The organism is Pseudomonas sp. RGB, from assembly GCF_007713445.1.
In the GTDB taxonomy this organism is placed as follows: Bacteria; Pseudomonadota; Gammaproteobacteria; order Pseudomonadales; family Pseudomonadaceae; genus Aquipseudomonas.
This window is the reverse complement of sequence record NZ_VMSH01000025.1, coordinates 1-25,920: the sequence shown is the minus strand read 5'-3', so window position 1 is coordinate 25,920 and position 25,920 is coordinate 1. Positions and strand designations below refer to the sequence as shown.

Below are 25,920 nucleotides of genomic sequence, written 5' to 3'. Positions count from 1 at the left end.
GTTGAAGTATAGCTTGATGGGCATAGCGGTAAAAACGGATAGTATAGGTTTATATTACCTATTAAGAAGGTAGATTACTTGAAGCTAAGCCTACGCCAGCTACAAATTTTCTGCGCCGTCGCGCAGCACGGTAGCACCACCAGCGCCGCCATTTCGGTATCACTGTCCCAATCTGCAACCAGCGCCGCACTGAACGAGTTGGAAAGCGCCTTGGATACCAGGCTGTTCGACCGTGTAGGCAAGCGTTTAGTGCTGAACGATAACGGCCATGCCTTACTGCCTCAAGCCAGAAGGATGCTTGAGAATGCACAACAGATAGAGGCCAGTTTCTTACCCGGCCATGCCGGGCTGAAGACACGCTTGCGGGTAGGATGCAGTACCACGATAGGCAATTATGTTCTGCCATTAATTCTCGGTGAGCTACGTCAATCAACACCACATTTGAGGGTCGATGTCGACATGGCCAACAGCATGGCTATCGCAAGAAGAGTCGCTGATTTCGAGATTGATATGGGCCTGATCGAGGGGCCTTGCCACCTGCCCGAACTCAGTGCCGAGCCTTGGCTTATTGATGAGTTGCTTATTGTCGCAGGCCAACGGCACCCCTTGGCACTAAAGCAGCAGGTCACACTTGATGATCTTCGTACCGCTGAATGGCTACTGCGCGAGCCAGGTTCTGGTACCCGTGAAGAAGTCGAACAATTGCTGCTGCGTCATTTGCACGATCTCGCCGAAACGCGCCAGATCGGCAGTTCGGAGGCCATCAAGCATACCCTCGCACAAGGCATCGGCATCAGTTGCCTGTCCCGCTGGGTCGTTCGGGATCTACTGGCCTCTGAAGTTCTGGTTGAACTGCCGCACGCGTTGCCTGCACTGACCCGACGTTTTTTTCTGATCCGCCACCGGGACAAATACATCTCGCCTGGGCTTGAGCGATTCTGGGAAAACTGCAGTCAATTCGTGAGCCAGGAATAGCTAGACCTATTTATAAAACAGGTAAGAGCTACCAAAACAAGTTGTTTCCGGAATTTATCAACGACGCATAAAGTCAACTCATTGCCTTGCAGCGATGAACGAGTTGTATATGCCAAGGCGCGACTGGATGCCTTGCTTACCCTATGAGGAAACTCTGATGAATGTGATAAAGAAAACCGTCACAGCCCTGACGTTGGGTGTTGCGTTGGCCGCATCGATGAGCGCGTGGGCCGCGCAAGATCGCTGGACGTTTGACGGCGATATTCACAACAACTCGCTGGCCGTCAGCCCTGATGAAACGACGGCGGTGGTCTCTTACAGTCAGCGTCCAGATGTAGTGGTTTATGATTTGAAAACCGGTAAGGTTCGCCAGGTTCTCACCGGCTACGTCACGCCGCGAAATATTGTGTTTTCGCCAACTGGCGATGTGTTCTACCTCTCCGACAGCAGTTTGGGGGTCGTGCGCAAGATTGACACCAAGACTTTAAAAGTGATCGCAGATATTCCGTTGGGCGCAGGTGCTTTTGGTACCACACTCAGCAAGGACGGAAGCCTGCTCTACGTCAACAATGAAGCGGCCAGCACGCTGTCGGTCATTGACCTTGATCACCAGCGGCCAGTAGCTGTGGTACCTGGCTTCTCCCAACCGCGCCAGGGCATCCGAGTAAGCCCTGACGGCAAAACCGTCTATGTCACCAACTTTCTTGGGGACAAAATTACCCTGGTCGACAGCAAGACCAATACGATTGAAGGTGAGATCACTGGCTTCAACAAGTTGCGCGCCATCTCCATATCGGCGGACGGCAATACGCTGTACGCGGCTAACAGCGGCAGTAACAGCATCGCAGTTGTCGACACTCAAAAACGCGCCATCACAACCACCGTCATGGTTGGCAAAGACCCCTACGGCGCAGCCCTCACTCCAGACGGGCTGCACGTCTACTCGGGTAACCTCGGTGACAACAGCCTTTCAGTGATCGACACCAAAACGCTGAAAGTGACCACCACTGTGACCGGTTTGAAGGCACCCCGCCAGGCCATTGTCTTCACCAAAGACAAGTCGAAGGCGTATGTCCTCAATGAGGACTTGAGTATCTCCACAGTCGATCTCGACAGCAACAAGGTGGTGTCGACGCTCAAGGCCGACTGATTGAACAGCGCAGGCCTTCATGGGGGCCTGCTGATACTCCACGACCAAGTGAATAATAATGAGTGAAAATGATGAGTCCTGGATGATGGATCGCCGTCGCTCATTGAGATGAGCCAGTGATGCGTGACCGTGAGCGTCGCTTTGCTCAATTGAGGAAGGCATAGGGTCCGGGGGGGGGGAGCCCAGCATTCCAGCAAAAAATGATATCGGGACGTTTTTTCTACGGAATCGAATTAACCTGTTTGTGGCTCGTCTACTGTCTGATCGCTTGCCGTTTCAAAAGCAGGTGGGTCTTCTAAAAATTAAAAATGACCAAAGGAAATACATATGTTCAAAAAGATGATTCTCACCGTCGCTGTTGCCGCCAGCTGCATGTCGGGTTTGGCGCTCGCCGATGCGCCAGTCAAGCTTGCTGAAACGGACAAGGGAAAAGTACTCGTAGACGTGAAAGGAATGACTCTTTATACCTTCGGTAAGGACACCTCGGGCAAGTCGGTCTGCAATGGGCCATGCGCTTCAAACTGGCCACCTTTACCGGTATCCGCAGACGCGAAAGCGGGTCATGATTACTCTGTCGTCACTCGAGACGATGGCACAAAACAATGGGCATACAAAGGCATGCCACTTTACAGCTGGGTCAAAGATACCAAGCCAGGGGATACAACCGGTGACGGCGTCAACCAAGTCTGGCACGTTGCCAAGCCGTAACGTCAAATAATTAATAGGCTGGCTTACGCCACTGGCTTTGTCAGTGGCGCAAACCAGAAGAATACACACCTGATATTTTCGCCAACATACAGCCGCCGCGCCTCATAAATCTTTTGATGGATCATTTCAACGAAAAATGGGGCCGAGGTACGGTACACCTTGGACGTATTCCCGTAACGCCAGCCTGAGGATTTCGTTTGGCCGGGAGTCTGTGACGATGCGCATGGTGGTTCCATCCAGCCGCTAGTGGACCGATATTCTGAGGCAACGCCAATTAGAACGGTAGGGCATCGTAAATATGCGGGCGAAGGTCTGCTTATGGCCGAAAGCTGCCGTTAATAAGCCGACCAACAGGCGTCGCTTTATTGGTTGGTGCGCATGGCTTACAACTCAAACAAGGGTATGGTTTTGGGCGTATCAAACCGGCCCGCACAGCGCTACCTTCAGCATCTAACAAACGTACGCTGAGGAGTCGAAACAGTGGAGACTGAACGAGGTGTTGAGGAATGGAACGGTCGATGGTCGATCGTTGCCGGACGTGCTGTATGCACTGGCTGCATGGAAAGCCAAGCGCTGGAAGACAGCGAAAGCCCCTTTCTACATGCCGACACCTGTCCAGCCAGCGATGTGGAAGGTCATCATCCATGGGCAGCGTTGCACCACATCCTCGGCAGTGCGCGTGGGTGAGCTGCCGCTTAGGCCTCGATCACTTCAATTAATACTTCACTTTATAGGTGGGTGAATCCTCCGGCCGGTTCTCCCGCCGATCGTAGATCTTGGTCGTGCTGATGTTGGCATGACCCAGCCAGGCCTGGACCTTGGCGATATCGGCTTCATGCTCCAAGGCGTTGGTGGCTGCCGTTGCTCGGAGTCCATGAACCCCAAGGCCGTCGACCTCAATCCCGGCCTTTTTCGCGTAGGCCGTGACGACGGCATAGATGCCGTTTGCCGTGATACCGGCGCCGGTCAATTTACCTCGCAGCGGCATGAACAGTGGCACCTTCCGTTCGGCCAGATGATGCTCTGAGTTTTCCAGGTACTGATGAATACGCCCGGCTGCGATCGGGTGCAACGGGAGGTATCGCACCTTGCCGCCCTTGCCGTGAACCTTCAGATGCTGAATACCGCGGCGCTCCTGAATGTCGCTAACCTGCAGCAGCGCCGCTTCTTCACGGCGCAGTCCGTGATAGAGAAGAACAGCCAATAGCGCCCGGTCGCGCTGCCCTTTAAGTGTTGTTTCATCCGGCGCCTCGAGCAGCGCCTTCGCCTGGTGGTCACCCAACGCCGGCGTCTTGCCTTCATTGCTTTCAATCTTCGGCCGTTTTACTCCGTGCACGGGATTGCCGCCGGCGATTGCATTGCTTTCCAGGAGATGATCAAAAAGGCTGGCCAGCGCGGCCAATTTGCGCCGGATCGTCGCTCCCGCTAAGCCGCGATGTTCTAGCTGGGCACGCCAGGCCAGAACGTGCGATCGGGTCACCACACGAAACTCATCGGCCGAAGCCAAACCGACAAATCCGCAGAAGTCTTCTAAGTCATTTTGGTAGGCGCGTCGTGTGCGAGGGTTGTCGAGGTTGGCAAACCACTCGACTGCGGCCGGCACCCGGGCCAGTGTCTGAAATTCGACTGACGTCAGCCTGCGCTGATCGTTCTGGGCGGTTTTCGTCAGTTCATGCATATCTATCTCTCTGTTGGCACAGCTACGATCACTGATGGTCATCCCAGTCACCAAAGCAACGCGCTAAGCTATCGGCGTACGCAGATCGGATAAACGGCAATAATTGGTGATAACCTATTTTATCACCAATTAATCAGCCATTGACGTTTACTGGTAATAATATCTAATATTTCTAATATCAAAATTATCAGGAGTTAGAAGGTGGCAGAAGAACTCAACGATCCTTCAGGGTATGTGATCAAGACCGAGAGCCAAGCTATGACCAGGTCGCAAGTCGCAGCCACCCATCGATCCTTTCAGGAGATGAACGACGCCCTTCTAGCTGTCGAGCGTCAGTTGTTGCATGAGGATCTTAGTGCTGCTAACGCGCTGGAGGTCGCCCAAAAAATGGTGTTGGCATCTGACCTTCGGAAAAGACTTCAAGCTGCTGCACCGGTATTACAAGCAGTCACGCCTAGGGCGGGCAACGCTCGATTGACCGACCGAGAACGCACGGAGATACAGGGTTACTACATGACCGGGAACTACACACAGGAGCAGCTTGCTTCTCAGTTTCAGGTTAGCCAGGCCACCGTCAGTAACATTGTCAGCGATGATGACGATTCGGAAGCTTGAATCGCGGGTTAGGTTCACCGCATGCAAGCGTTTTGTTCGGCAGCTACGCGGTAACGAAAATAGAGAGTGGCTCAGCGGAGCCAAATTTAGTGACGGCTGACTGATCGCCCATCTCGTCCTCCTCAATCTTTGCGACGAACGGTAGGTGGCTTTAGGCCAGGAAAAACCGGCCTGGGGGGTCAGTACATAGCCAGTGTTATTAGCATCCGCACATCCGTGCGGATGCTAATAACACTGGCTATGTACTGGATTTACCTTAAACTACACATCATCGTATGTAAAGTAATACGTACTAAAAAGCATAGATTTAGCGTACTGATGTACAATAGACGGGAGATTCAATCATGGCAGCGTTACTAGATCGGGCAGATCAGGCCGTATCAGTTACCGCGATGGTGAGAGGTTTCAGCGCACGACTAAAAGAAGTTTCCAGCCGTGCCACAGACAGATTGGTAATTTTTAAAGACAACGAGCCAGCTGCAGTCATCGTAAATGTTGATGCGTACCAGGAGATGCTCGATGAGCTCGATGATCTTCGCATTGACGCGATTGCTCGCGACCGAATGAGTAATTTTGATAAGAGCAAAGCTATCTCCCTTAACGCCATGATGGAGAGATATGCCGCTGAGGAGTGAGCATGGCGTGGACGGTTGAATTTCACCCCGAGGTCGTAGATGACCTTGATGATTTAGGCTATTCCGCGGCCTCAAAAATACTGAGAGCCATCAAAGATAAAATCGAGAATGGTGAACCTGACAAGCTAGGCATCCCTTTGCGGGGAGCGCTCGCGGGCTACAGGCGGATAAGGGTAGGAGATACCCGAATCGTCTACAGGGTAGATCAGGGGGCTGTAGAGGTTCTCATTGTCGCTGTAGGTGCTAGGCGCGATAAAGAGGTCTACCACGCCGCTGAGAATCGAGTTTAGTCAACATACCGGTGTGTAAACGACACCGGTTTACCCCGCCACGTTCACTGCCCAGTCGAACGACATCAATTGAGCACTCATCAAATAAGGCCATCAAAACGATGATATTCTTGGCCTTTGTCACTTATTGAAAGTCGATCTATGACCACAGAAGTCGTCCAGGTCAGGGAAGCATCAGGACAGACCATGTGGTTCGACCTGGATTTGCCGGATCTGCGTTATTTGGCCCGCGAGCTGCGCTCGCCGGCAGTCGATGAATTGCAGCGAGCTGAAGATGCGGAAGGGGCTTTGGCGATCCTGCTTGAACATTTCGGCCTGGTCGATCCGGTGTTAGCGGCGGTGACCGTCACAACGCCTATCGGGGCTGTTCTGGTGCCGCGCTCCAGCCTCCCGCATATCGTCGAAAAACGCCCGGATTCGCGTGAGCGGTACGTGCGCCATGCCGTAGATACCCTGACAGGGCCGCTGGAAGTGTGGAAAGTGGCCTACACCAACGGTGGCCATCGCCTGGCGTTTATCAACGCGTATGAGGCGAAGAACGACATGCTGGTGATCGTCGACATCCAGGGCGATCACATCCTCTGGAATTTCATGCACGGCCCCGCGAAAACGATGAACCGTCATCGCCAAGGTGAGTTGCTCTACCGTCGTTATGAAATTGAGGACAAAGAAAAAGGGCAGCTATAAGGCTGCCCTTTTTCATGGGGATTCGAATCCTGATATCAGTCTCCTCAGGAAAGGGGAGAAGAGGTCTCACCACCACCGATTTTGCAGAATCGCCGGGGTACCTACGTCAGTCATTGCCCTGCAAGGCCACTGATTTCGCGCTCTGTAAGTATTTTTGACGATTCATAGTCACTATGTCAACCACTTAAAGTGGAAGAACCTCGCTAGTTAGCGGGGTTTCCTCATGTCTGCACCCCTGCATTTCCTGGGTTTTGTGCAAAGTCGTCCCTTTACAGGTACACCGTGTGTGTATGCCCTCAGGGTGTCTACGTTCCGCGTGAAAATCATGCAAACCCCTTGTGTAGAGGCCAGTGTCGTGACGTTATAAATACGGTTGCCCTCGAACAGGAGGTAGGGCAATCAATGAATAAAAAACAACTGATACAGGCGGCTATCGACCTGACCGTGGCGATACTGGCGGGTTACATTGTGATGCTGGCACCCGTGACCGGGACGGCTTCACAGCCCCCGGCCAGGGAGCTGCCGGGCAAAATGCTGATGGTGCAGATCGAGGCCCTCTGAGCTTTATGGTCAAAGCCCGGCAAAGGCACTTAGGTTGTCTAGTGAACCCATTTCCGCTCCTAGAGCCGCTGTCTGCCCAAAGGCAACATCCGGGTGCCCAGCGCACCTGTAAAATCCATTTGTCCTGGGCACTGCCGCTGGTGATGAATTCGCGAGCAGTGCTCAAGGCAATCAGTGTTTCGAGTGTATCCGAGCTCAGCTTTTTTGGCAGACGGGCAGCCCGCGTGTACTGCATCAGCATTGATCGAGGTGGACGCCCAAAAAGTCTGTATCTGATCGAGATACATTCTTGGGGCCAGTAGGCCCACGGAAAATCTATGGCCCGTCGCGTTTGGGCTTTGACAGCACCTGAATGCGAATTTCGCACCCGTGAAACTGACAAGGAAATCGGTATGACTAAGCTGCAAGAAGCTCCACAGGACATCGTTGATACTTTTCTGCCGACGATCTTTGAGAATGATGCCAAGGGTATTTTGGCTGATTTATTGGCCCAACCAGCGCTCGCCATGCATTTCATGGACTTCTCAAAAACCGAAACAATGAGAGCCATTCGACACGTGGTCGGCATACTTGAAGAGTGCTACCGCGCAGGTCACCTCAAGGTTGCAGTGAGTCATGAAAACGGCCGGTTATACGGTTATGCCATATTCTTTGTACATCCAGATCCCTCCATCTCACGTTACTGCCACAAAATCTTTGTGTTCGAGCCCTACAGGGGGCATGGCATTGGCACTCAGTTGCTGAATGGTGTATTGGACTATTCGCAAGGCACTTGCCTGCTATGCAATCACGATTTGATTCCGTTCTATGAGCGTGCAGGTTTGCAGCTCAAAGGCGACTTCACCCCCCCAACCTCTCAACAAGGCTTTGCCCTTACAAGGGATATGTACGTTGACCTCGCCATTATGGGAAGCCCTGGAGTTGAAGGCTCGTCACCGGTTTTCATGTTGAACGATGATGACATCAAACAGCTTCTCAGCATCTGACACTTAGCCGGTTGTTGGGTAGGTTCCCCATTATGGATAGAAGCAGTGGGTCAGCAAAAACGCGAACCTAGCCCTCAGCGGCTATATCTGTAAAACACATCCCTATCCTACTTCCAATTCGCGGCGTAAGGCTGCCAGCGCTCGTTTGAGTGTTTCACCTAACGGCTGATCGATATCGTCAGCAATGCGGTACAGCTCGTCCTTGGTTTCCTGTTCACCTTTGATGTTGATCTGGACATTGCGCCCAGTTTTGTAACGGCGTTTTGCCCGTTCGACTGGGGGGAGTAAAGGAGCGGGCTGTCGGCTGACAAAGCCGTGTTGGTTCGCCATTTGTTCCACTTCTGCATTGCTTTGCTTTGTTTTCTGCTCGGTGGCTGTTTTAGGCTCGAAATTCTTCAAGCTATCCAAGGGGTCTACGCGACTCATGATGAAATCTTCTCCTGGTGAGCCTCTGAGGTGATTCTGGCTATGAGTTCCCGTGCGAATGCTTCGGCGTTCTCTATGGCCTTTCCAACATTGGAAACTTCGTCAGTTGGCAGCATTTCAAGCGGCAATCGGTATGAAAACATCGCCTTGAACGCTGCTCGTTCGTTCAATTCAGTCTCAAAGAACGGTATGCCCCCTGCTTCAAAGCTCTTGCGGATATGCCGAGTATCCCGGCTTTGAATCGCTGCTGACGTGCGTGTGAACAAAACGGCGTAAGGCAGTTTGTAATCAGGCTTGTGCTTTTGGATGCCTCGTTCGTGCGCCCGAATTAGCCCAAACGCCCTACTCGCTTGCTCAGCGTCCAGCTGCGAGCCCTGCGTCGGTACCACCACAAAGTCCGACTCTGCAATTGCATACGCGACGATGGTTGCCGCAGTACCTTCCAGGTCAACAATCACGAATGGTGTTTTCGTCGCGGCATCTGCGATCGTTTCGCCGATCGTTTTATCAGTCACGTCTGAGATTATCGTCATATTGGCTGGCGAATTTCCGCCCTCAGCCCATGACTTAATGGGGTGATTGGGGTCGGCATCGATAACGGTAACCGGTACGCGGCGTGCGATTTGTTCCGATAATGCTAGGCAGGACGTAGTTTTACCTGCTCCTCCTTTGGGTGAGACGAAAACAATAACTGGCATACAGAGAGAACCTCTAGATTGGTTGGCCAACCTTAGTAAGATTTTTGAATTCCTACAAGAATTCAAATTGAATTCATAGGAGATATCTTAAAAGAATTCTTTTTAGAATTCCATTTGGAATTCTTTATGGTAGCTTTTATGAATTCTATAAAGATATCAATTAGGAATTCTTTTGGCTTGTCCGATTATTCTCACTGCTTTGAGTTTTGACTACTGACGACACGAAAATGTGGGGAGGGCGCTCGGCGCAAATTTTAGGCGCAGTGGGCACGGCATAGCTAAATGATGGAGACGCTTTAGCGCTCGGTCGGGACGACAGATACATCAGCGCACTGCGCGTACGTGCATGCCCATGAAATCATCTGGGTCCGGACACGGGTTGAGACGGACCGCGAGTGGTTAGGCAGTGGTGGTCGAGCTAACAGGTGTGGTGGGCTAAACGATCGTACAACCCGCACCAGGTGCGCGCGATTCTGCAGGCTATGCGTTGGTGCCGAGATTAAATCCTGAACCCCATGATTGAGACGTCATCAGGAATAGCTGTAAGCAATTCAGCTAGCACTCGTCGCTGCATAAAATCTGGAAAATCTGTGTCAAGGTCGCCATTTAAGGCTACTTTTCGCAATCATAACCTGCATGAATTTGCTTTTTCATGCGTCTAGGCTTAGTCTTAATTCGCTATTACCACAACGATTCGAGGGGCTTAATGGCCGTGGATCTTTCAGCGATGCGCAAATTGTTCAATAAGGGTGGCCTCAAGACCGCCATTGTAGCCCCTGCTGCTATGCAAAGCGGGTGGGAGCTTATTGTTGTTCATACGGACGGAACGCTGGATTACATGACTATTGCCCGATCAGATCGACGTAAGATTTATAAAAGTCTCGAATCAGTACATGCCGACGCTGCAAGGGTGGGATTTGCGGAAGTGATAACGCACGTGGAGGCTATGCAAGTGGCGTAATTGGAATAGCAGAAACCAGAAAGCCCGGCTGGTAACCGGGCTTTCTGGACAAACTAGAACAGGTTTTCTCTTTCGACGGGGTAAACCTGTTCATCGACAAGGTGAGCTGATTATGGCTAGCACTGCGGCTTCTTGCAAGTTGCAAAATGCTATCCGTGGGAGGTTTGCCGCCGAATGGCGGGGAAAATGGATTCCACCTCTAAAAAACAAGATATGCACGTCTCACACGATGGCAGCCTGCAAAATAGGCCTATCGCGGGGGCATATGCGCCGTCAGAGCGATTCTTTGAAGATGGAACGGCACTCAACCGTGTTGTTTTTGAAGCGCCCTATCTCGCGCGCTGCAGCGATAACAAGACTGCCACGCTGGTACGTCCACGCGATTACGCGATCCGTTATCCCTATATGCAGATCAATCGCCGTGGGATGGTGTCCTGGCTGATCTTCGATCTCGATCACACTAACTCTCTTGCCTGGGATGACGAGGGCCTTCCACCGCCAAATCTAATCGTGCGGAACAGGAACAACGGCCACTCGCATCTGTTCTATGCCATTCCTCCGGTCTGTACGACGGAAAATGCCCGCGACAAGCCGATCCAGTACATGAGGGCGATTTACGCGGCATTTGCGCTGCGCCTAAAGGCTGACCCTGATTACAACAGCGGGCCAGTCGCTAAGACGCCAGGGCATCCGTGGTGGTCGACCTCTGAGCTGCATAACCATGTCTATGAGCTGGGTGAACTCGCCGATTATGTAGAGCTGCAGGTGTCGCCCTGGAAAACGGGGCCCCAGTTGGAAGATCTGCCCCATTCCAGGCACTGCGTTCTATTTGAGCAGCTACGTTATTTCGCTTACAGCATCGTCAACCAAGAGCGCGAACGCGGAACCCTGGCCTCGTTCTCGCGGCGACTTGAAGCGTTTGCACATAATCACAACAAATTTGCTCGGAACGGCTTTTCTGAGGATCTGATGCTGTCTTCAGTGAGGGCAACAGTCAGGTCAGTAGCTAGGTGGACGTGGACGCGCTACCAAGGCAGCACCAGGTGCTGTCGAGGTGCAATGGCCTTGGACAAGTCGTTACCACTGGCAGAGCGGCAGAGCCTGGCCGCCAAGCGCACTCACGAGCTGCGACACAGGTCGACCGAGTCGAAAATCCGCGCAGCGTGTCGAGGACTCCAGGAACGCGGGGAAAAGCTCACCCAGATGGCTATAGCCATCCTCGCAGGCGTTTCTCGGCAAACGGTGGCCAACTATGGCCATGTATTGAATGAAGTCACCCGGCCGCAGACCATTTCGGTCCTGGGGGCCACTTCCGCGTCTAAGACGTTTTCCACAAGCACTGCCGGCGATCAAGGCTCGACATCCGCGCATGGCGCAGGCCTGGCTCGCACGCTTACGGATGTTGCATATGGTGTACATCAGGTAACAGCCCCCGTTGGGGGCGCTCTTGATCCTATCGTTTCCAGCTTTCAAGGTGAGGATTCTTCATAGTGCCGGGGAGTGCTGTACTTATGGTGTTAGTTCATGCGCACTGCTATTGCTGCTGTGTTGCGAGGTCCAGCACTGGTCTGTAGTCAGAATCGTCTGTTTGATTGGCTTCGAACGTGCCTTTCGTTGAAATGTATGGGGTATTGATGTGCTGACTCGCCCAGATTTCGATACAGAGCGTCCGAGTTCACGTTGGTTGTTACTGGATGGGTTGTTCACACGTTTGTTCGTTGTTTGAATTGGCCAGGATCAAGTCATTCAACGTTCTGTTACGTCGGCTAACTCTAGTGACAGCCAAGCGGTTTGGTCTCGACATGGCCGACATCTGCGAGCGAGTGGTTCGCTGTGGTCAAGACGTTGTTTGAGGGGTATGCGCACCGACGCGAGCGCGCCGGTTTACACCGGCATGCTGGAATTGCACGCGCCAACGTAGGTGAGTTTCTGCACACATCGTAAATGTTACGCAGGCTACTGGTTTTTTGCCTGGGCGCGGGTTTCCTTGGTAAGGGACACAGGCTATTACGGTGTTATTCCCGCGTGCTGTTGAAGCCCTTATCTACCCATTGTGTGGCTGCTGGACGTGCACCATGAGGGTCCAGCTGACTGTTCTACAGGCAAAAAGAAACCCCCTGGTGCGCAGTACGGGCCGGAGCCCATCCGAGGCGTGGAGGTTATGGTTGTAATCAATCCTACGCAGAGGCTGCAAATGCGTCAATTAAGGGCTGGGTTTGGGCAGCAACAGAATAGCAACGCATTTAAGCTCAGAGCCTCCCCGAAACTCTGCGTGTTGCAAGAAACGTCGTATATCACCGACATTTTCTATTTGTACTGCGGGTTTTTCGCGACTCACTGAGCTTGAATAGCTCGACTTTTCCCCTGAAAAGCCTGTTTCTGGCAATTTTTGAAGTGGTTTTTGACTTTTTAGGTTTTTGTAGGGGGAGAATTACGCGGTGCCCTTACCCTTGAGCATTGTCGTATATCGCCGACATTTCTGTTTGAACAGCTGTGCAGCAGGACTTCTACGACATTGCGATTCTATTAGTAATTGCTGTACCAAGCGTTGGGCTGTGCAGGCCATAGCCGGAATCTTTCCCCCTTTAATGACATGGCCATGGCTCGGAGCGCGTACTTGCAGACCTTGTGTCCTGGAGCGGGAAGCGGTGTTTGCACTACTCGGTATCGCGTCGCGCAGCGATGGCCGGAATCCTTCCTCCATTCATGAGATAGCCATGGCGAACCGTGCATCGATCTATACCACGCAGCGTGATGAGGTCGAGCGGATTCGTCTTTAACCTGATGAAATTGCGATGCCGAATATAACTGTGGCTTCTTTAAAGCCTGTTGACCAAGGGGACGAAAAAAAATTTAGCCTATAGGTACTCTTGATTGAAAAGGCTCATTCTCGAAGCTCGCAAAGCCGTCAATACCTTGTATTTAAGGGCCTTAGGCGCTCATAGCCAAGCTAATACGTCATAACTCAAACTTAGTTAGTATATAGGCTCTCTTTAGGTATGACTTGGTGCACGCATTTCGAGGGTATTGCGAGACGTATTTCATGTATATACCATCGCATCAAGCCAACTAGGAATTTCGCAAATGTGCAAACTAGAGATAACCGTCAAAGCAAACTTCACAAGCAAAATTAATCTTGGTAATGCCGTTCGTCGGATTGTTTTATATGTGGTGATAGGTATGGGTGTTCTGTATCAGCAGACTGTTCTTGACGTGAACGGTATTAAACCTCCCGAAAACATTGGTGCGTATTCTATTGTTTCGAAGAAATAATTGGCTGCCAATGTGCTTTAATGCTTCATTAAGTTAAATATGAAGTTTTCGGTTGTTAATGTAGTAGGTTGACTTTTGCAAATCCGCAATATATTATTTTTAAGTAAGCAAATAACGCGACGTTAATTCATCCCGAATAACTACAGAGGAGTGCGCTTATGACATTAACTAACGAGGTGTAATTATTATGTCGAAGAAGAATAAAAAATCAAAATTAAAGCTTTATATTGTTATAGGTGTTTCGCTCCTGCTGAACGGAGACACTCCTCAACCGCCTGTACATGCTGGTGATAGCCCTTCTTATAGGGTGTGCATAGGCTTCGGTGGAGGTGCTAAACCCTGATAGCCATTCCGTCACGCTTACATCATAACTACCACGACCGCGAGGTCGTGCTGTTGTTTCTGGGCTTCTCGATGTCAACTCGGTGTTTGATTCCCCATGAACCAGACACGTGCACTGCGAGGTCCTTCGCGGTATCAATCTTCCGATTGCATCAATTGCATTGACAACGCTTTGTAGTGTTTAACAATCGCTTTCACAGCACTGCTTTTTTCAATCCTCAACGTATGTCGATCATTATTCGCTGTCGTCATCAGGCGATGCCAATGAGAGATCGATTTTTCGTCATTTCCGGCTTCTTTGTAAAGCTTCTCGGAAGCGAGTGCGAAGACGGTATCTATTAAGTCCTCTGCCAATTCGAGATTTTTTAACTGATCATTTGATTTTTTATATATATCACGACAATTTTACCTTTGTCTTAAATTTTTTTTGTTTCTTTTTTCATACGGATGATGATCTCCTCAACCATTTTAGCAGTAATGCTTCTATCGTTTACTCTATCTTTCGTTATGCTCTTGCATTCTCTCGCGTCAAACGTCTGTAGATTTGTCATTGTTGTTGAAATCGATTTTTCTCCCTGATTGTTTATCTGGATGTCATTTTTCGTGGTGCCGAGCTGATCGTAAATGGTTTTCGGAATGTCTTTTCCAGGTTCATCGATTATTGTCACTAAACACGCTTTTCGGAGCAGGACAGGGTAGGGTTTGTACTCCCGCCATAAATGGCGTCCTCACAACCGGCCCCGCTGCAGTCGTTTCACTCCCTTGCGCTGCCTACCTCCCTGTTCAGGGCAAGCCCCGAAACCCCTAAGCCAATTTTTGTGCGCCTGCTTTGGTAGCCCGAAGGCGGCTATTTACACGGCTCTATTGCGATAGGCGGTCCCGCACCTTAACGCTACGCTATACTTGTATAGCAGCCATTGGAGGATCCCATGTTAGCTATCCGTCTTGCCCCGGAAATAGAGGAGCGCCTAGAAGCATTGGCTGCTCGTACAGGACGCACCAAGACCTTCTATGCCCGTGAGGCCATCCTCGAGCACATTGATGACCTAGAGGATCTGTACCTAGCTGAGCAGCGATTGGGAGAGGTGCGTGAGAACCGTAGCGAAACGATTTCACTTCAAGACGTGATCAAGTCCTATGACCTGGCGGATTGAATTTGATCCGGCAGCGGAAAAGGAACTGAAAGAACTTGGGGACGATGCAGCAAAGGACGTTCTGAAATTTCTTGTTGGACGTATCACCAATCAAGGCGAACCACGCAGTATTGGAAGCGCTCTGAAAGGCTCGGAGCTGGGCGAGCTCTGGAAGTACCGAGTTGGAGACTATCGCATCGTTTCCAATATCCAGGACGTCACTTTAACCATTTTGGTTGTACGGCTCAGCAGTCAGCAGAGAGGGTACAGACGATGAAGGACGATAAGCGCTGGAATCTGTGGAGCTTGTGGACGCGTTGGAAATCTAAAAGGAGAGGCAAAGAGTTCACCCGCTGCGCCACATACAGAGAAGATTTGGTATTGCGGCCTGAGCTCCTTGCCGAGCTGGCCGAACGCTCTAAGAAAGACACACAGCCGAGTTCCAGGCTATGAGCATGAACGAGCAACGGCGAACCAAATGGTTGCCATTTGTTAGGTGTTTTGAGCATGAAGAAGTGGCAGTTCGCGAGAAAGCCTATGACTGCGGAAAAAGCACTGGGCAATTCATGCTCGCAGCGGCTTTAGGTCGGCGTACTCAAAGCAAAATTGATAGTCACATCCTCAACGAATTGAGGCGGCTGGCTGGTTTGCAAAAACACCTGTTCAAGGAAAGCGGTGGCATGCGTTCAAAAGAATATGCAGAGATCCTTGTTGAGGTGAAAGCGGCAATCGTAAGGCTCAGTAAGTAACTGAGTTATTGCGTTAAATTGTAAAATATGGAGGTTAGTCATGGGAGCTATTCATTTTATCCGCGCACCGGATTACCGGTTTGACATTCTGCGGTTACAGCAAGCTAACGCATTGATGAGATCCGCTAATCGGGCTGTGGCTTTCGGTGATGATATTGAGCTAGCTAGGCTAGGATTTGCAGCCGAGCATCGAGAAGAGCTGATGCGGGGTGGTGGCTTTCATGAACGACTTTTCCGCGCAAACTATCAGACGATTTCTTATTTGCGTCGCCACGGAGGCAAGCATGTTCACTAATGCCGTACCACCGCTGTCGATCGCTGGTGGGGTATTAATGCCCGCGACGATAAGGACGGTACGCGGATTACCAGCCTTTCACCTCTGCGGTTGGAGAATTCTGGACCGCTGGGCTCTTGAGAGCCCAGCACAGCTTCGATCTCTGGAAGCTGAGGGTGAGTAGCTCTCTTGGGGCGTTTGTTCGAACAGCAGCAGCTGGAGCACTCGATGCTAACGTCAGAATCTGCTCTGGAACAGCGCGATCTGGGATGGCTGAACACGAAATCCTTGTACTGAACGAAATCCCCACTCAACTGGGATAAAAAAACCGGGCTTTAAGCCCGGTTTTTCTATCCCAGCGCGGTTATCAGCTGCGATGTGATGCGTTCCATATCGTGCGTTCGCACGGGTATGGTTATTGATGGGTAGTCATAATTTCTAAATCGCAATATGACGTGCTGGAAGTGCTTCCCTGAGGTTATGTCGGTGGCCCACTCTGTGATTTCTGAGAGTGGCATGGCTTTGCGGATACCGTTGTACTCGTCGATCAAGACTGCCGTGCCTGCTTTTGGGTCTATTCCCACGTAGCGGCGGCCTGCTTCATCAGAAATCTGCACCTTGGCTGAAAAGCCCGCCGGAGCGATTGACATAACTAGCTTATGCAGTCGCTTCGCGTAGCGACTCTTTAAGTTTTTGATGAGCCAGCTGCCTCCAAACATCCAGACAAAGGTTAGGCCGATCAGCCCAAGTGGCCATAAGGCGTGGCTATTATAAATAATTGCGATTGCTACCCATATTATGATTAGGCTTAAAATATTCCCTAGCCAATGAATAGTCGTAATTAAAGAAAGCATAATTAACTCCCGTGAATAATATAATTAATTAGCACATTAACCATGAATGCCATCTCCACCGCTAGGTTTGCTATTGCCCGGCTTTCTACCTGGCATGCCAGACTTAGGTGCCATGTGCTCTAGCTTTCCAGCGAAAACCGAGATGGCCTGCCGTGTACGGTCATTGTCGTCCCGACCTACAGTAGCGGATGCCTGACCACCTACCCAGTTTATGACCTGATCTGGTACGATAAAAATCAGGTTGAAACTGCTATGGATTAAGTTCAAACACATAGAGCAATAAACCGCGACAAAGAACAGAGCGCTGAAAATTCCTGTCATGGAGTCGTACTGAACATTTGCAATGGCTATTCCAAATAGGTTGTTTAGTAGCGTGCCGCCCGCAACCACAATAGCTCCGCCCAAGAAAAATCCGACTACCATCAATGTAGGTCGAAACATGCAATTCAAGAGAAATAGATAACCGTGCGCCGTTCTCTGGCCCATACCGTCACCTTCACCGCCAAGATGGGTAAAAGCCCAAAGCGGTGCTGCAATGATTGCTTCTCCAACGACAACAAGCCAATTAATTGCTGCACCGAACCAAATGATGAAAGGTGTCATTGGTAGGTATATTGATAAAGTCGCGCCTAGCAGAAATAATGCGAATATCGCCATTATGATAAATGGGGACATTGCATCAAGTAAACCTTTACCAGCATCCAATCCTCCTGAGAAGAAATTTACAAACTTTGTCGTTAGCCCTACAGCGCTGTTGCCATCGGTAACTCTTTCCAAAGCTTTTAAACCGCCGTATGTGGCTACGGCAACTTCGGCTGTTCCCATGAGAGTGTCACCAAGGTTCTTCATCTTGATGAGCGGGTTAAGCTGACCGCCTTGCTCTCCATTGAAGTTAACGTCCGTTACCAGTGAAGTTGTTATTTTCTGCATCGGAGCAAAAAGGTGGCTCATCACTTTGCTTGTTTCGGTTCCCTGAGAACCGTTTGCGCCCAAAGGATTTGCATTGGTGTTTGTACTCTTTTGCACCGCGTAGGCGTCCATCGCGCTTTGATAAAGATTGACGACAGCAGGGTCTCCACCCGATGAAGGGCCGTATGAGCCAGCTTTGGCGGCAACGGCATCAGTCAGTTTCGTATTGGCTTGGGCAAATGTTTGATACCAGGCGCCTAGTGACCACCACCCTGCCTCTGTGATGCTCGTGCTCATCTGATTTGCGAGCGCTTCAATATCTCCCTGCTTAGTACCGACGCTTTGGTTAACGGTAATTTCGTAAGCCTGAGCGGCGGACTGGATCACCCCTTCGACATCCGAAATATCTCCAGCACCATTCTTTTTCTGAACAACTTCATTAACGAAGTTGAGAGCGGATTTGGTGATCGTATTTTGCATTGCCACCAAAGCGTCGAGATGCGCCTTACGGATTTGTGAGGTATCAATCGTGGTGGAAAACCAGTTTGTCGATGATGACTGGGCTTCGAGATCCGCATTGATATCGGCTCCACCACATATGAAGCTTTTGTTTTTTAGGGTGAAACCGGAGCTCGTCGGCACCTGCTGGACGTAGCCGCCTTGTGTGACAAGTCCGCCTTGTGCAGCAGCCTCGGCGAGACCGGCGTTTATGCCGTGCATGCAGATATTGGCCTCAAACAGATTATGGGCAAGCTGGAGGGTGCTGGGCATGGCCGGTTGCACCACCATTCCTTTCCCATCTTCAAAGGCACTAATGGCGGCATCTGTACTTAAATTGGCAATACCTATGCCCATAGTAGATGCGGACCAAAGCATAAGCAGTTGCGAAAGAGACCACCCGTTTGCGGTAGGTACTAAAGAAACCAACCCCCACACTATTCGTACAGGTCCCCAGACCGTTGTATTTTGCTTGTCGAACACAGCGCCATCGTGAGCCGTGCGAGTTAACTTCCGAAAGATGATATAGCAGGCCCATAGTGACCCAACGACCAGGAGAGCGCCGTTAAGTACTTGAAATATGCTGGCTAGAATAGTATCTACACCGCCAGCCTCGCTGGAGGCAAGAGGGTTGTTAACCACGTCGCCATAGATAGTTGCAAGAGCTTGGCGGGACAAATCGCCAGTTTTTTTGGATGCGGCAGTTATTTCACCGATTGTTGTGGTTTCCGCAAACACAGGCAACACAACAACACAGGAAAAAATAAAGGCAATACAGGAAAGCGGTCTGGATAGTTTCACTTGTCTGCGGCCTCAATTTCTGGGGATCCCTGTTTAATTTCCCAGTTAAAGACATGAAGCCACCAATGCTTCCGCTGGTAATAATCTCGTGGTGATTTCCCTGGGTTTCGGAGCAACCAGAGATTGCCATCTGCTGCGAATGCGCACCCGACAATTCCTAACGTCATCACTGCCCAAAACGTTTTGTACTTCAGCATGACGAATACGTAAGGCGTTGCGAATGGCCACCCAAATATTAAACCGATGGTTGAGAATAAAACAAAAAAAAGTATCACTCTTTTGGATGTTTTTTGATCCCTTATCAATTGCTCGCGATTTTCCATTCTTGTACCCCAGTATTGGAAACAGGCCGGTATAGATACCTTTATTTTAAGTTTCCTATAGGTCGTTGTACAAGAATATCTAGAATAGATATTTCTATCGTTACTGTGTTTCCGTATAATTGCAATGTACGGAATTTAAATACGCTAAGAGCGCCGAAATTAAAGGGATTTATGAGGACTTAATTTTTATTATTATTTTGTACTCATGTCATAGTACAAAAAATCGTTAGCAGCCAAAGGCGTAATGCCAAGGGGGGGGCAATGACAAAAGGGACAAAACCAGGGCAGTTTTCGCCGGTATCGCTTGAAGCACTGGAGCTGATCGCTAACGCGAAAAAAGACCCTCGCTTGCTACTGGCGTACTTAGGGTTGGCCAGGCATACGACCATGAGGGATTTAGACGGCCGTGGCCCTAACATGCTGACTGGTGCGGGTGCGGAGAAAGTCAGGGTGCTGACAGGCTGTGGAACGCCTATGGCCACAGGCATAGTTAACGCCTTAGCCGGCATGGGGCTGATCAAGAAGCCAGCGGCAGGGTTGCCACGCAATCAGGCTCTATGGGCAATGCACCACCAGGGAACTGTGAATATCCCTCACGCGCTGATAGATGGGGGGATAGGCAATGCGGATGGCATTGGTCGCTTATTGAAGGAAGGGGCTACTGATGAAGTGGTTGTCTGCGCCGTTATGCTGCTGATTAACTGTTATGCAGTGCACGATCTAGAAATGTTCGGCGGAGTTGATCACCAGCAGATATGGCGACATTGGAACCATATGGTCAGCCCTGAAGGTGAAGGGTTCCGAGTGACAGCTGAGCCAATCAACGACACAGCCCAAGCAAAATTTATCAGCAAGATAGTTGGCAGCATGGGCGGTAAGGTGGACGAGAATGGCAATAGTGACGTTTTTTGGAAGGCCTTCAAGCTGCTGAAAGGTACGGGCCTTTTTTATGAGGTTGTAACCTCCATAAGCGTCGACGGTGAGAGGACTCCAATCCGTGTTAATGACTTCCACGCCGTTGGGTCTGACTCGTCCCTGCTAGAGGCCGCACCTGGCCTTGGCGTTGGATTTTACGTGCACAAGGATAACGATCGCTCAGAACCTGAGGGCTGCTGGTTTTATCTGCCATCAGATCCAGAGAAAGTGGTTGGTATCTGGCGGCTCAGATACCGGTGTGCAACACCGGAAACGGCTAGGGGAGTCGCGCTTGACTGGTCCAAAGTCGACGACGCTATCGCTGCTATGTGCGCGAAAGGCGTCCTATACTCTGGTTAAATACTAGGTAAGTGACATATAGGTAGGTTGAAGATATACGTAGGATGACTTATATAACTCAGAAAGACAGATATACGTCAGGAAGACTAGATACAGGTCAGAGTGAGCTGTGCAGAGCGTAAAAATCAAGGGCGGGTAATCAGTGCAGGGCTAAGCATAGGTTTGTGTACTGTCAGCAAGAGTTGGGAAACTGGGTAGCCTTTTGCCAAAAAGCTGCGGCGGCTGTCCCAATTTCCCAAAACGTATTTATTTCGGGAGTTCACACGCTATCCGTTACCCACTTGATATTCCCAGGTGAGACGCCCCGAAGCAGAGGCTCAAGCCAACCCGCAGGTTCCGCGCCTTTCAGAAAATACTGAGGATGATGGCCCCACGCTTCTTCGCGCTCTAGGGGCTTGAAAAAGTTATACGCCTTGAAGTTAACATCTTCGTTTTTATTGAGATAACCCACGAAATCCTTGAGGTTTCCCTGACCGCCCGCACCCATGCCATCACCGAGATAGAAGCGAGTTGAGCTGTAACCGGCCTCTATGTGCGCGTCCCCGTCTTTAACGCGAAAGATCAAGAGCGTTCCATCATGTCGCCCTGAGCTACCGTCGGCAGCCTTTTTCTGACAGATGCGTACAAGCTTGATGGTAATGGGAAGGACCCCCTTTGCAGGCTCGATGAATTCACTATATGAGCCACCAATTTCGGGATAAGGGAACATTGAACCCGCACCGTTGAGCAGCCAGGAGGTGCTGCAGCTAAAACGTTTGGCGAGCTTCTCGGCCATCTCGAAGGATAAGGCTAGGCGACCATCTATGATGTCCATCAGTGGCGCTGGCGATACTTCTCCCAGGGCCTGCGCTAGATGCGGAACATCGTGGCGTTCACCCCAAGCAAACGCATCATCTTCGCGTAGGCGATCAAACAATTGCTCTAGGCGCTTACCTGTCTGGCGTTGCCAGGTTTCCCGCCTCGGTGCAGGCTCAGGTTGAGGCTGATGAAGCGATTCAATATACCGAGCGAGTGCATAACGAGTTTCTCCTTCAAGAGAGCGCTCATGCTTGTTAGCCGCATGGACCAGCTGTTGGTGCAGATCGTCAGGAAAGTCGCGGATCGAAAGTCTAGCCATTTACCACCTCGTTGGCATTATGAGGTCATTTTGCCTTCTTTGAGGTCATAATGTCAGCATAATGCCTTATTTTGTCAAGGTCGAAAGCGACTCGTACGGGAAGGTAAACAAGTGAACACTCATTATTGCCAATGGCAGGCCACCAACGTTGGGTACCTACCCACAGAAGGCCTTTCAGTCACTTGGAAGGCGCCCTACAGGGCATCACTATGACCGAAAGCACGTTTCTAGCCGCTTTGCCGGCACCACTATGGGGTCTATGTCGAAAACGATATGGACGCACGCCGACTGCTTTATTTGGTCGAAAAAGTTGGAGATGAAAAGGTCACTGGGAGCGCATCGCGAGCATGATATTGACCGTTTTGGGCAAGTTTCAAACCCAGCAAACTGAAATGAATCTGCCGAAAATCGCATCCGAAACTCCGATCGCTCAGTACGTCAGTTCTCGGTGGAAGGCATGGCCGTGCAGATAAAACCAAGGAAAGTGCTTTTTTTGAAAAAAAATCACTTTTTTTAGATGGGAGAGGGAGACCTTTCTGACTCTGAGGGGAGGCTTCTAAATCTCCCTACTGGGAGACAGGTGCTTCTCCGCCCAGGAGACAGTGTCGACTCCCAAAACATACCCACCGTAAAGCACATTTATTCGTTAAACACATTCAGCCAATCGAGACACAGTAAACCTACCAAGGAGGCTGACGCAGGCGTCTCCCCCCCTGACGTTGTCAGCCTTATTTGGAGCCAGCATACTCTCGCCATCGATAAATAATGGGGGCACGGAGATGACTACAGCAAAAGCCAAGAAACCAATAGCAGCGGAAAACAAGGCCATCGAACAGCGGTGGGGTAAGGATCTAGTAGCCGCCGGGTGGACTGCTATTCCCAATGTCCTTTTTGAGTGCTCGCAACAGCTGGGGCTCAAACACCTGGACGTGGTAATCATCCTGCACCTGGCTGGTTACTGGTGGCATGCAGGCAACGATCCGTTTCCGACCAAGGAAACCTTGGCCAAAAAGATTGGTGTAACTCCTCGAACAATTCAGCGCTCCATCGCGGAGCTTGAGAAAAAAGAGTACATCACCCGCCATGCCCGAACGTCGAAGCTCGGTGGCAACCTGGCAAACAGCTACTCATTCGAAGGCATCATCAAGGCGGCAACGCCCTTTGCCAAGGTTATGGTGGATGCCCGTGAAAAACAAAAGGCTACCGGTGATGGCCGTGCAAAGCCTAAAAAGCCAATCGCTTTGGAATTGGTCAAATAAGACGATTCTGTCGTCGAGCGCTAAGGAAGTACGACGATGAAAAAAACCGCTACCCAGTGGGGGGATGAGAGCTTAGCGGAAGCTTTCCATGAACTGATGAACGTAGTCATTAACATGCGAAATGCAGGCGTATCGCTAAATCAGGTTCAGCATGCTCCGGAGTTCACCTACCTGATGACTCCAAAGCAATTTGATCGAATCAAGAGAATCTGCCGCGAAAAGCATTGGCCAGTACCCAATCGCCGGGGGATTCTGATTGACCTTCAAGCTGTGGCTCATCCTTTGGATGCTCGCGAAAGTAAGGACAACTGCACACCAGTTGAAGCTTTGGAGATCCTGGCAAACGCTTATTGCGCATACAGCCAAGTAGGGCTGAACAAGCCTAAGAATGCCCAAGGCATCCTCTTCAATACGGGCAGGAAGGTCAGAGTAGGTAACGGCAGCTATTACGCCTTGGCGGTCGTAAAAGTATGTGAAGCGGGGGGTATAACGTACTTGGCCCCAGTCACCGCCTATCACGCGACTGAGGCCAAGATCCGAAATATTAGCTGACTACGAGGAAGGACGGCCTCGAAGACAAGTCTCCTGCACTGAAGCAGAACAACTCATACGTCTTGCGATTTCCCTTCATATGACCATGGCTAGCCAGGTCTTCGCAGCTCCGCCGACAAATTTTCTGCTGTCTGCGTAGTCAAGGTTAATGGTAAGCACCCTACCCACAAAATGCAATCATTTACCCCCCCTGCGGTACCTAATGCCTCCCCCCGGGCGACAAAATGCTATCAATTCAGCATGTTTTCGGCGCCGCCAGATCCCCGACGCTTTTGCGCCATGCTTTGTGGATGACCTCATAGAGGCCGTCTATCTCTGCCAGCGCCCTGCGCGCGCACCAGGTCAAGCACCATGCGTTCTCCGGAAGGCTCGTCACGGCGCGCAAGCCGGCGTCAAATCAGGGTTCAAAAGGGGCCAAGATTTGGCTATGCGGTACCTAGAAAACTGTACATACGTACAGCTTTCCTATAATTTCATCACTGCCCGGGCACGGACCGATGGTCAAAAATGTATCGCCCGGGCTCTGGTCAGCCGACAAAAATCACCCTAACTATTTTATATTCTATTGATTTATAAGGTTTTTTTAGGGTTTTGGCTGTCAAAGCGGCGCGCATTCTACGGCCCGTCGGTCGAAAAAATCAAATGGTTTTACTTGTAATCGCTTGCACAAATTATCAAAACTGATAACCTCCGCCAGACCCGACATCGTAAATAATGATTATCCACAAATTATTCGATTGAATTTGCATATCAAAGCCCCGAGAGACATAACCTCCCCTACGTTGGAGGACTACCGAAATGAGCCAAAATATATTCGAGCTGTTCACGGCTGATCCCGTGCAATACAACATGAAGCATCTGAAAGTGCAGCTGTTCGCGGCGTTGACCAAGTTGATACGCGAAAAACAATGGACTCAGTCAGAGGCTGCCCTGGAACTGAACGTCAGCCCACCAAGAATGAGTAACCTGTTCAAAGGTCACTTAGAGAAATTTTCCATCGACGCGCTGATCGAAATGTTAGTGCGCATCGGCTATAAGCTGGATGTGGATTTCGACCCCGATAATCGGCAGCAACCGCTGACGATGAACGTAAAAAAGGCGACGCTGTGAAGCGTCGCCTTCTGAATAGATCGCCTGGCCGCGCTCTATTTTCCCGCCTGCTATTCATCACCCGCTTTGATCGCAGCTATCAAAGCCTTCAAGCGTTTTTCCACGGTTGACATCAACTGCCTGTCTACGCCGTTTGTCGTCTTCTCTGCCACGTACAACACGTATATAACGCCCTTCACACCCGTGTAGTACACGCATCGCCATGCCGGCCGACCGTTTTCCTTGAGTTCGTACACGTTGGGGCCCAAGGCTTTCAAAGGGCTGACGGTACAAGCTGGCTCCATGTTGTTGCTGAGCAAAGTCAGATTAGTCACAAATCTGCTCTGTTCTCTTTCTGGTGTTGCCCCCATGTCCTTTCCTACTGCCTTTGCAGGATAGAATTTGACGATGCGAGGGGAATTACTTGCGGTGTCGGTGTTTTCGTTTTTGTGGGGGGGCATGGGATACCTCATAGTTGTGGGGAGTCGGTCTAGAACTAGTCATTTTTCAATACCTTTAAGGTTTGGGTTAACTGGCACAGTCGAAAGGCTAATAGCTTCCACAGCTGAGGGTTAAGCACCGTCGTCGTAGACGGTACTATGCCAGTGCGGCTACATTATCAGAATTGATAATAATCACCAACTGTTTATACGCCGCTACGGCTTTTATTTAATTGACGTCAAATTATTTGTCTGATTGTTGCCCGCGCGACATTGATCGCAGTTCGCTGAACGCGGCAGATAGACATATAAACCCTCGGGAACGGCCGTTACAGCGGCGAAGATCCTTCGCCCGACCTATCGCGCTGGAATAGGTCCTGGTTGCTTATCTAGCAAAAACTTCGTCGGGGTTGTTGCGCCAGGTTTTGCTCCTTAGGCAATCTGAAATGACCGGCCAACGATAAGAGCCGGATAAGGAGCAATTGCATGACCGACGACCTGATTTTTCTCAACGCGGCCGCCTACCTGACCCTGGCGTTTTTGGTGTTCATGGCCTGGCGAGCCCGCCGTAAGGAACCGGAGGCTTGGCCACCAGGCGGCAACTACTGACCACTTGCCCAGGACGGGCGCATTAGGAAACCGCACCGGATCCGGTGCGGTTT

26 protein-coding genes are annotated in these 25,920 nt (G+C 50.7%); 19 read left to right on the top strand and 7 right to left on the bottom strand.

Features of this window, described 5'->3' with window-relative positions; all coding sequences use genetic code 11:
* The first annotated feature begins 78 nt into the window (after nucleotides 1-78).
* The 3 genes from FPT15_RS28210 to FPT15_RS28200 all read left to right on the top strand — a co-directional run bounded on the left by FPT15_RS28210 (nucleotide 79) and on the right by FPT15_RS28200 (nucleotide 2,833).
* Nucleotides 79-975 (top strand): LysR family transcriptional regulator, encoded by an 897-nt coding sequence (locus FPT15_RS28210; protein WP_017709553.1) that lies wholly within the window; start codon nucleotides 79-81, stop codon nucleotides 973-975.
* 157 nt (nucleotides 976-1,132) lie between these two features.
* The gene (locus FPT15_RS28205; RefSeq protein WP_017709554.1) at nucleotides 1,133-2,125 is read left to right on the top strand and encodes a beta-propeller fold lactonase family protein; all 993 of its coding nucleotides are present in this window, start codon (nucleotides 1,133-1,135) and stop codon (nucleotides 2,123-2,125) included.
* Nucleotides 2,126-2,452: 327 nt separating this feature from the next.
* Entirely contained in the window at nucleotides 2,453-2,833 is a 381-nt protein-coding gene (locus FPT15_RS28200; protein WP_010924793.1) for a hypothetical protein, read from the top strand.
* Between the two features lie 715 nt (nucleotides 2,834-3,548).
* On the opposite strand, the gene FPT15_RS28190 is transcribed toward FPT15_RS28200, so the two are convergent.
* Nucleotides 3,549-4,511, bottom strand: coding sequence for a tyrosine-type recombinase/integrase (locus tag FPT15_RS28190; protein WP_029571625.1), 963 nt, complete (start codon nucleotides 4,509-4,511; stop codon nucleotides 3,549-3,551).
* Between the two features lie 201 nt (nucleotides 4,512-4,712).
* On the opposite strand from FPT15_RS28190, the gene FPT15_RS28185 reads away from it, so the two are divergent.
* From FPT15_RS28185 to FPT15_RS28165, 6 genes are all read left to right on the top strand, one after another.
* Nucleotides 4,713-5,126 carry a transposase family protein gene (locus FPT15_RS28185; RefSeq protein WP_127882204.1) on the top strand — a complete coding sequence of 138 codons (414 nt, stop codon included), beginning with the start codon at nucleotides 4,713-4,715 and terminating at the stop codon, nucleotides 5,124-5,126.
* A gap of 344 nt (nucleotides 5,127-5,470) precedes the next feature.
* On the top strand, nucleotides 5,471-5,761 hold the full coding sequence (locus FPT15_RS28180; protein ID WP_127882205.1) for a type II toxin-antitoxin system Phd/YefM family antitoxin: 291 nt from the start codon (nucleotides 5,471-5,473) through the stop codon (nucleotides 5,759-5,761).
* A 2-nt stretch (nucleotides 5,762-5,763) separates the two neighbouring features.
* Nucleotides 5,764-6,051, top strand: coding sequence for a type II toxin-antitoxin system RelE/ParE family toxin (locus FPT15_RS28175; RefSeq protein ID WP_127882206.1), 288 nt, complete (start codon nucleotides 5,764-5,766; stop codon nucleotides 6,049-6,051).
* Between the two features lie 186 nt (nucleotides 6,052-6,237).
* Nucleotides 6,238-6,738 carry a PBECR2 nuclease fold domain-containing protein gene (locus tag FPT15_RS28170; protein WP_233086250.1) on the top strand — a complete coding sequence of 167 codons (501 nt, stop codon included), beginning with the start codon at nucleotides 6,238-6,240 and terminating at the stop codon, nucleotides 6,736-6,738.
* A 402-nt stretch (nucleotides 6,739-7,140) separates the two neighbouring features.
* Complete coding sequence (locus FPT15_RS29890) at nucleotides 7,141-7,299, top strand: hypothetical protein (RefSeq protein WP_153839976.1); 159 nt, start codon at nucleotides 7,141-7,143, stop codon at nucleotides 7,297-7,299.
* A 317-nt stretch (nucleotides 7,300-7,616) separates the two neighbouring features.
* Nucleotides 7,617-8,285 (top strand): GNAT family N-acetyltransferase, encoded by a 669-nt coding sequence (locus tag FPT15_RS28165; protein ID WP_127882208.1) that lies wholly within the window; start codon nucleotides 7,617-7,619, stop codon nucleotides 8,283-8,285.
* 102 nt (nucleotides 8,286-8,387) lie between these two features.
* Here the strand turns inward: FPT15_RS28165 and FPT15_RS28160 are convergent, their stop codons facing one another.
* Entirely contained in the window at nucleotides 8,388-8,711 is a 324-nt protein-coding gene (locus FPT15_RS28160; RefSeq protein ID WP_127882209.1) for a stability/partitioning determinant, read from the bottom strand.
* A complete protein-coding gene (locus FPT15_RS28155; RefSeq protein ID WP_120249177.1) occupies nucleotides 8,708-9,409 on the bottom strand; it encodes a ParA family protein in 702 nt (233 codons plus the stop codon). The genes FPT15_RS28160 and FPT15_RS28155 overlap by 4 nt, the downstream gene beginning before the upstream one ends.
* A gap of 1,174 nt (nucleotides 9,410-10,583) precedes the next feature.
* On the opposite strand from FPT15_RS28155, the gene FPT15_RS28145 reads away from it, so the two are divergent.
* The 5 genes from FPT15_RS28145 (at nucleotide 10,584) to FPT15_RS28120 (ending at nucleotide 16,162) form a co-directional block, all read left to right on the top strand.
* Nucleotides 10,584-11,861, top strand: a complete 1,278-nt coding sequence (locus FPT15_RS28145) for a replication initiation protein (RefSeq protein ID WP_161975099.1) — start codon at nucleotides 10,584-10,586, stop codon at nucleotides 11,859-11,861.
* Nucleotides 11,862-14,914: 3,053 nt separating this feature from the next.
* Nucleotides 14,915-15,139, top strand: a complete 225-nt coding sequence (locus FPT15_RS28135) for a DUF6290 family protein (RefSeq protein WP_015062150.1) — start codon at nucleotides 14,915-14,917, stop codon at nucleotides 15,137-15,139.
* Complete coding sequence (locus FPT15_RS28130; RefSeq protein WP_096103859.1) at nucleotides 15,123-15,395, top strand: type II toxin-antitoxin system RelE/ParE family toxin; 273 nt, start codon at nucleotides 15,123-15,125, stop codon at nucleotides 15,393-15,395. The genes FPT15_RS28135 and FPT15_RS28130 overlap by 17 nt, the downstream gene beginning before the upstream one ends.
* A gap of 178 nt (nucleotides 15,396-15,573) precedes the next feature.
* Nucleotides 15,574-15,867, top strand: coding sequence for a plasmid mobilization protein MobA (gene mobA, locus FPT15_RS28125; protein ID WP_232104135.1), 294 nt, complete (start codon nucleotides 15,574-15,576; stop codon nucleotides 15,865-15,867).
* Nucleotides 15,868-15,907: 40 nt separating this feature from the next.
* Nucleotides 15,908-16,162, top strand: a complete 255-nt coding sequence (locus FPT15_RS28120) for a hypothetical protein (protein WP_015062146.1) — start codon at nucleotides 15,908-15,910, stop codon at nucleotides 16,160-16,162.
* Between the two features lie 329 nt (nucleotides 16,163-16,491).
* On the opposite strand, the gene FPT15_RS28110 is transcribed toward FPT15_RS28120, so the two are convergent.
* A complete protein-coding gene (locus tag FPT15_RS28110) occupies nucleotides 16,492-16,995 on the bottom strand; it encodes a hypothetical protein (protein ID WP_127882213.1) in 504 nt (167 codons plus the stop codon).
* Nucleotides 16,996-17,031: 36 nt separating this feature from the next.
* On the bottom strand, nucleotides 17,032-19,203 hold the full coding sequence (locus FPT15_RS28105) for a DotA/TraY family protein (RefSeq protein WP_145166017.1): 2,172 nt from the start codon (nucleotides 19,201-19,203) through the stop codon (nucleotides 17,032-17,034).
* A 584-nt stretch (nucleotides 19,204-19,787) separates the two neighbouring features.
* On the opposite strand from FPT15_RS28105, the gene FPT15_RS28095 reads away from it, so the two are divergent.
* Nucleotides 19,788-20,801: a hypothetical protein gene (locus tag FPT15_RS28095; protein ID WP_127882216.1), complete on the top strand. Its 1,014-nt coding sequence runs from the start codon at nucleotides 19,788-19,790 to the stop codon at nucleotides 20,799-20,801.
* 259 nt (nucleotides 20,802-21,060) lie between these two features.
* On the opposite strand, the gene FPT15_RS28090 is transcribed toward FPT15_RS28095, so the two are convergent.
* Nucleotides 21,061-21,918, bottom strand: coding sequence for a hypothetical protein (locus tag FPT15_RS28090; protein ID WP_127882197.1), 858 nt, complete (start codon nucleotides 21,916-21,918; stop codon nucleotides 21,061-21,063).
* Between the two features lie 779 nt (nucleotides 21,919-22,697).
* On the opposite strand from FPT15_RS28090, the gene FPT15_RS28085 reads away from it, so the two are divergent.
* The 3 genes from FPT15_RS28085 to FPT15_RS28075 all read left to right on the top strand — a co-directional run bounded on the left by FPT15_RS28085 (nucleotide 22,698) and on the right by FPT15_RS28075 (nucleotide 24,839).
* Entirely contained in the window at nucleotides 22,698-23,177 is a 480-nt protein-coding gene (locus FPT15_RS28085; protein WP_024652694.1) for a helix-turn-helix domain-containing protein, read from the top strand.
* Nucleotides 23,178-23,213: 36 nt separating this feature from the next.
* Nucleotides 23,214-23,729: a hypothetical protein gene (locus FPT15_RS28080; RefSeq protein WP_127882198.1), complete on the top strand. Its 516-nt coding sequence runs from the start codon at nucleotides 23,214-23,216 to the stop codon at nucleotides 23,727-23,729.
* 798 nt (nucleotides 23,730-24,527) lie between these two features.
* Nucleotides 24,528-24,839 carry a helix-turn-helix domain-containing protein gene (locus FPT15_RS28075; protein ID WP_127882199.1) on the top strand — a complete coding sequence of 104 codons (312 nt, stop codon included), beginning with the start codon at nucleotides 24,528-24,530 and terminating at the stop codon, nucleotides 24,837-24,839.
* 50 nt (nucleotides 24,840-24,889) lie between these two features.
* Here the strand turns inward: FPT15_RS28075 and FPT15_RS28070 are convergent, their stop codons facing one another.
* Nucleotides 24,890-25,279 carry a type II toxin-antitoxin system RelE/ParE family toxin gene (locus FPT15_RS28070; protein WP_034120845.1) on the bottom strand — a complete coding sequence of 130 codons (390 nt, stop codon included), beginning with the start codon at nucleotides 25,277-25,279 and terminating at the stop codon, nucleotides 24,890-24,892.
* A gap of 465 nt (nucleotides 25,280-25,744) precedes the next feature.
* Between FPT15_RS28070 and FPT15_RS30210 the strand changes: the two genes are divergently transcribed.
* Nucleotides 25,745-25,867 carry a hypothetical protein gene (locus FPT15_RS30210; protein ID WP_256676532.1) on the top strand — a complete coding sequence of 41 codons (123 nt, stop codon included), beginning with the start codon at nucleotides 25,745-25,747 and terminating at the stop codon, nucleotides 25,865-25,867.
* Nucleotides 25,868-25,920: the final 53 nt, after the last annotated feature.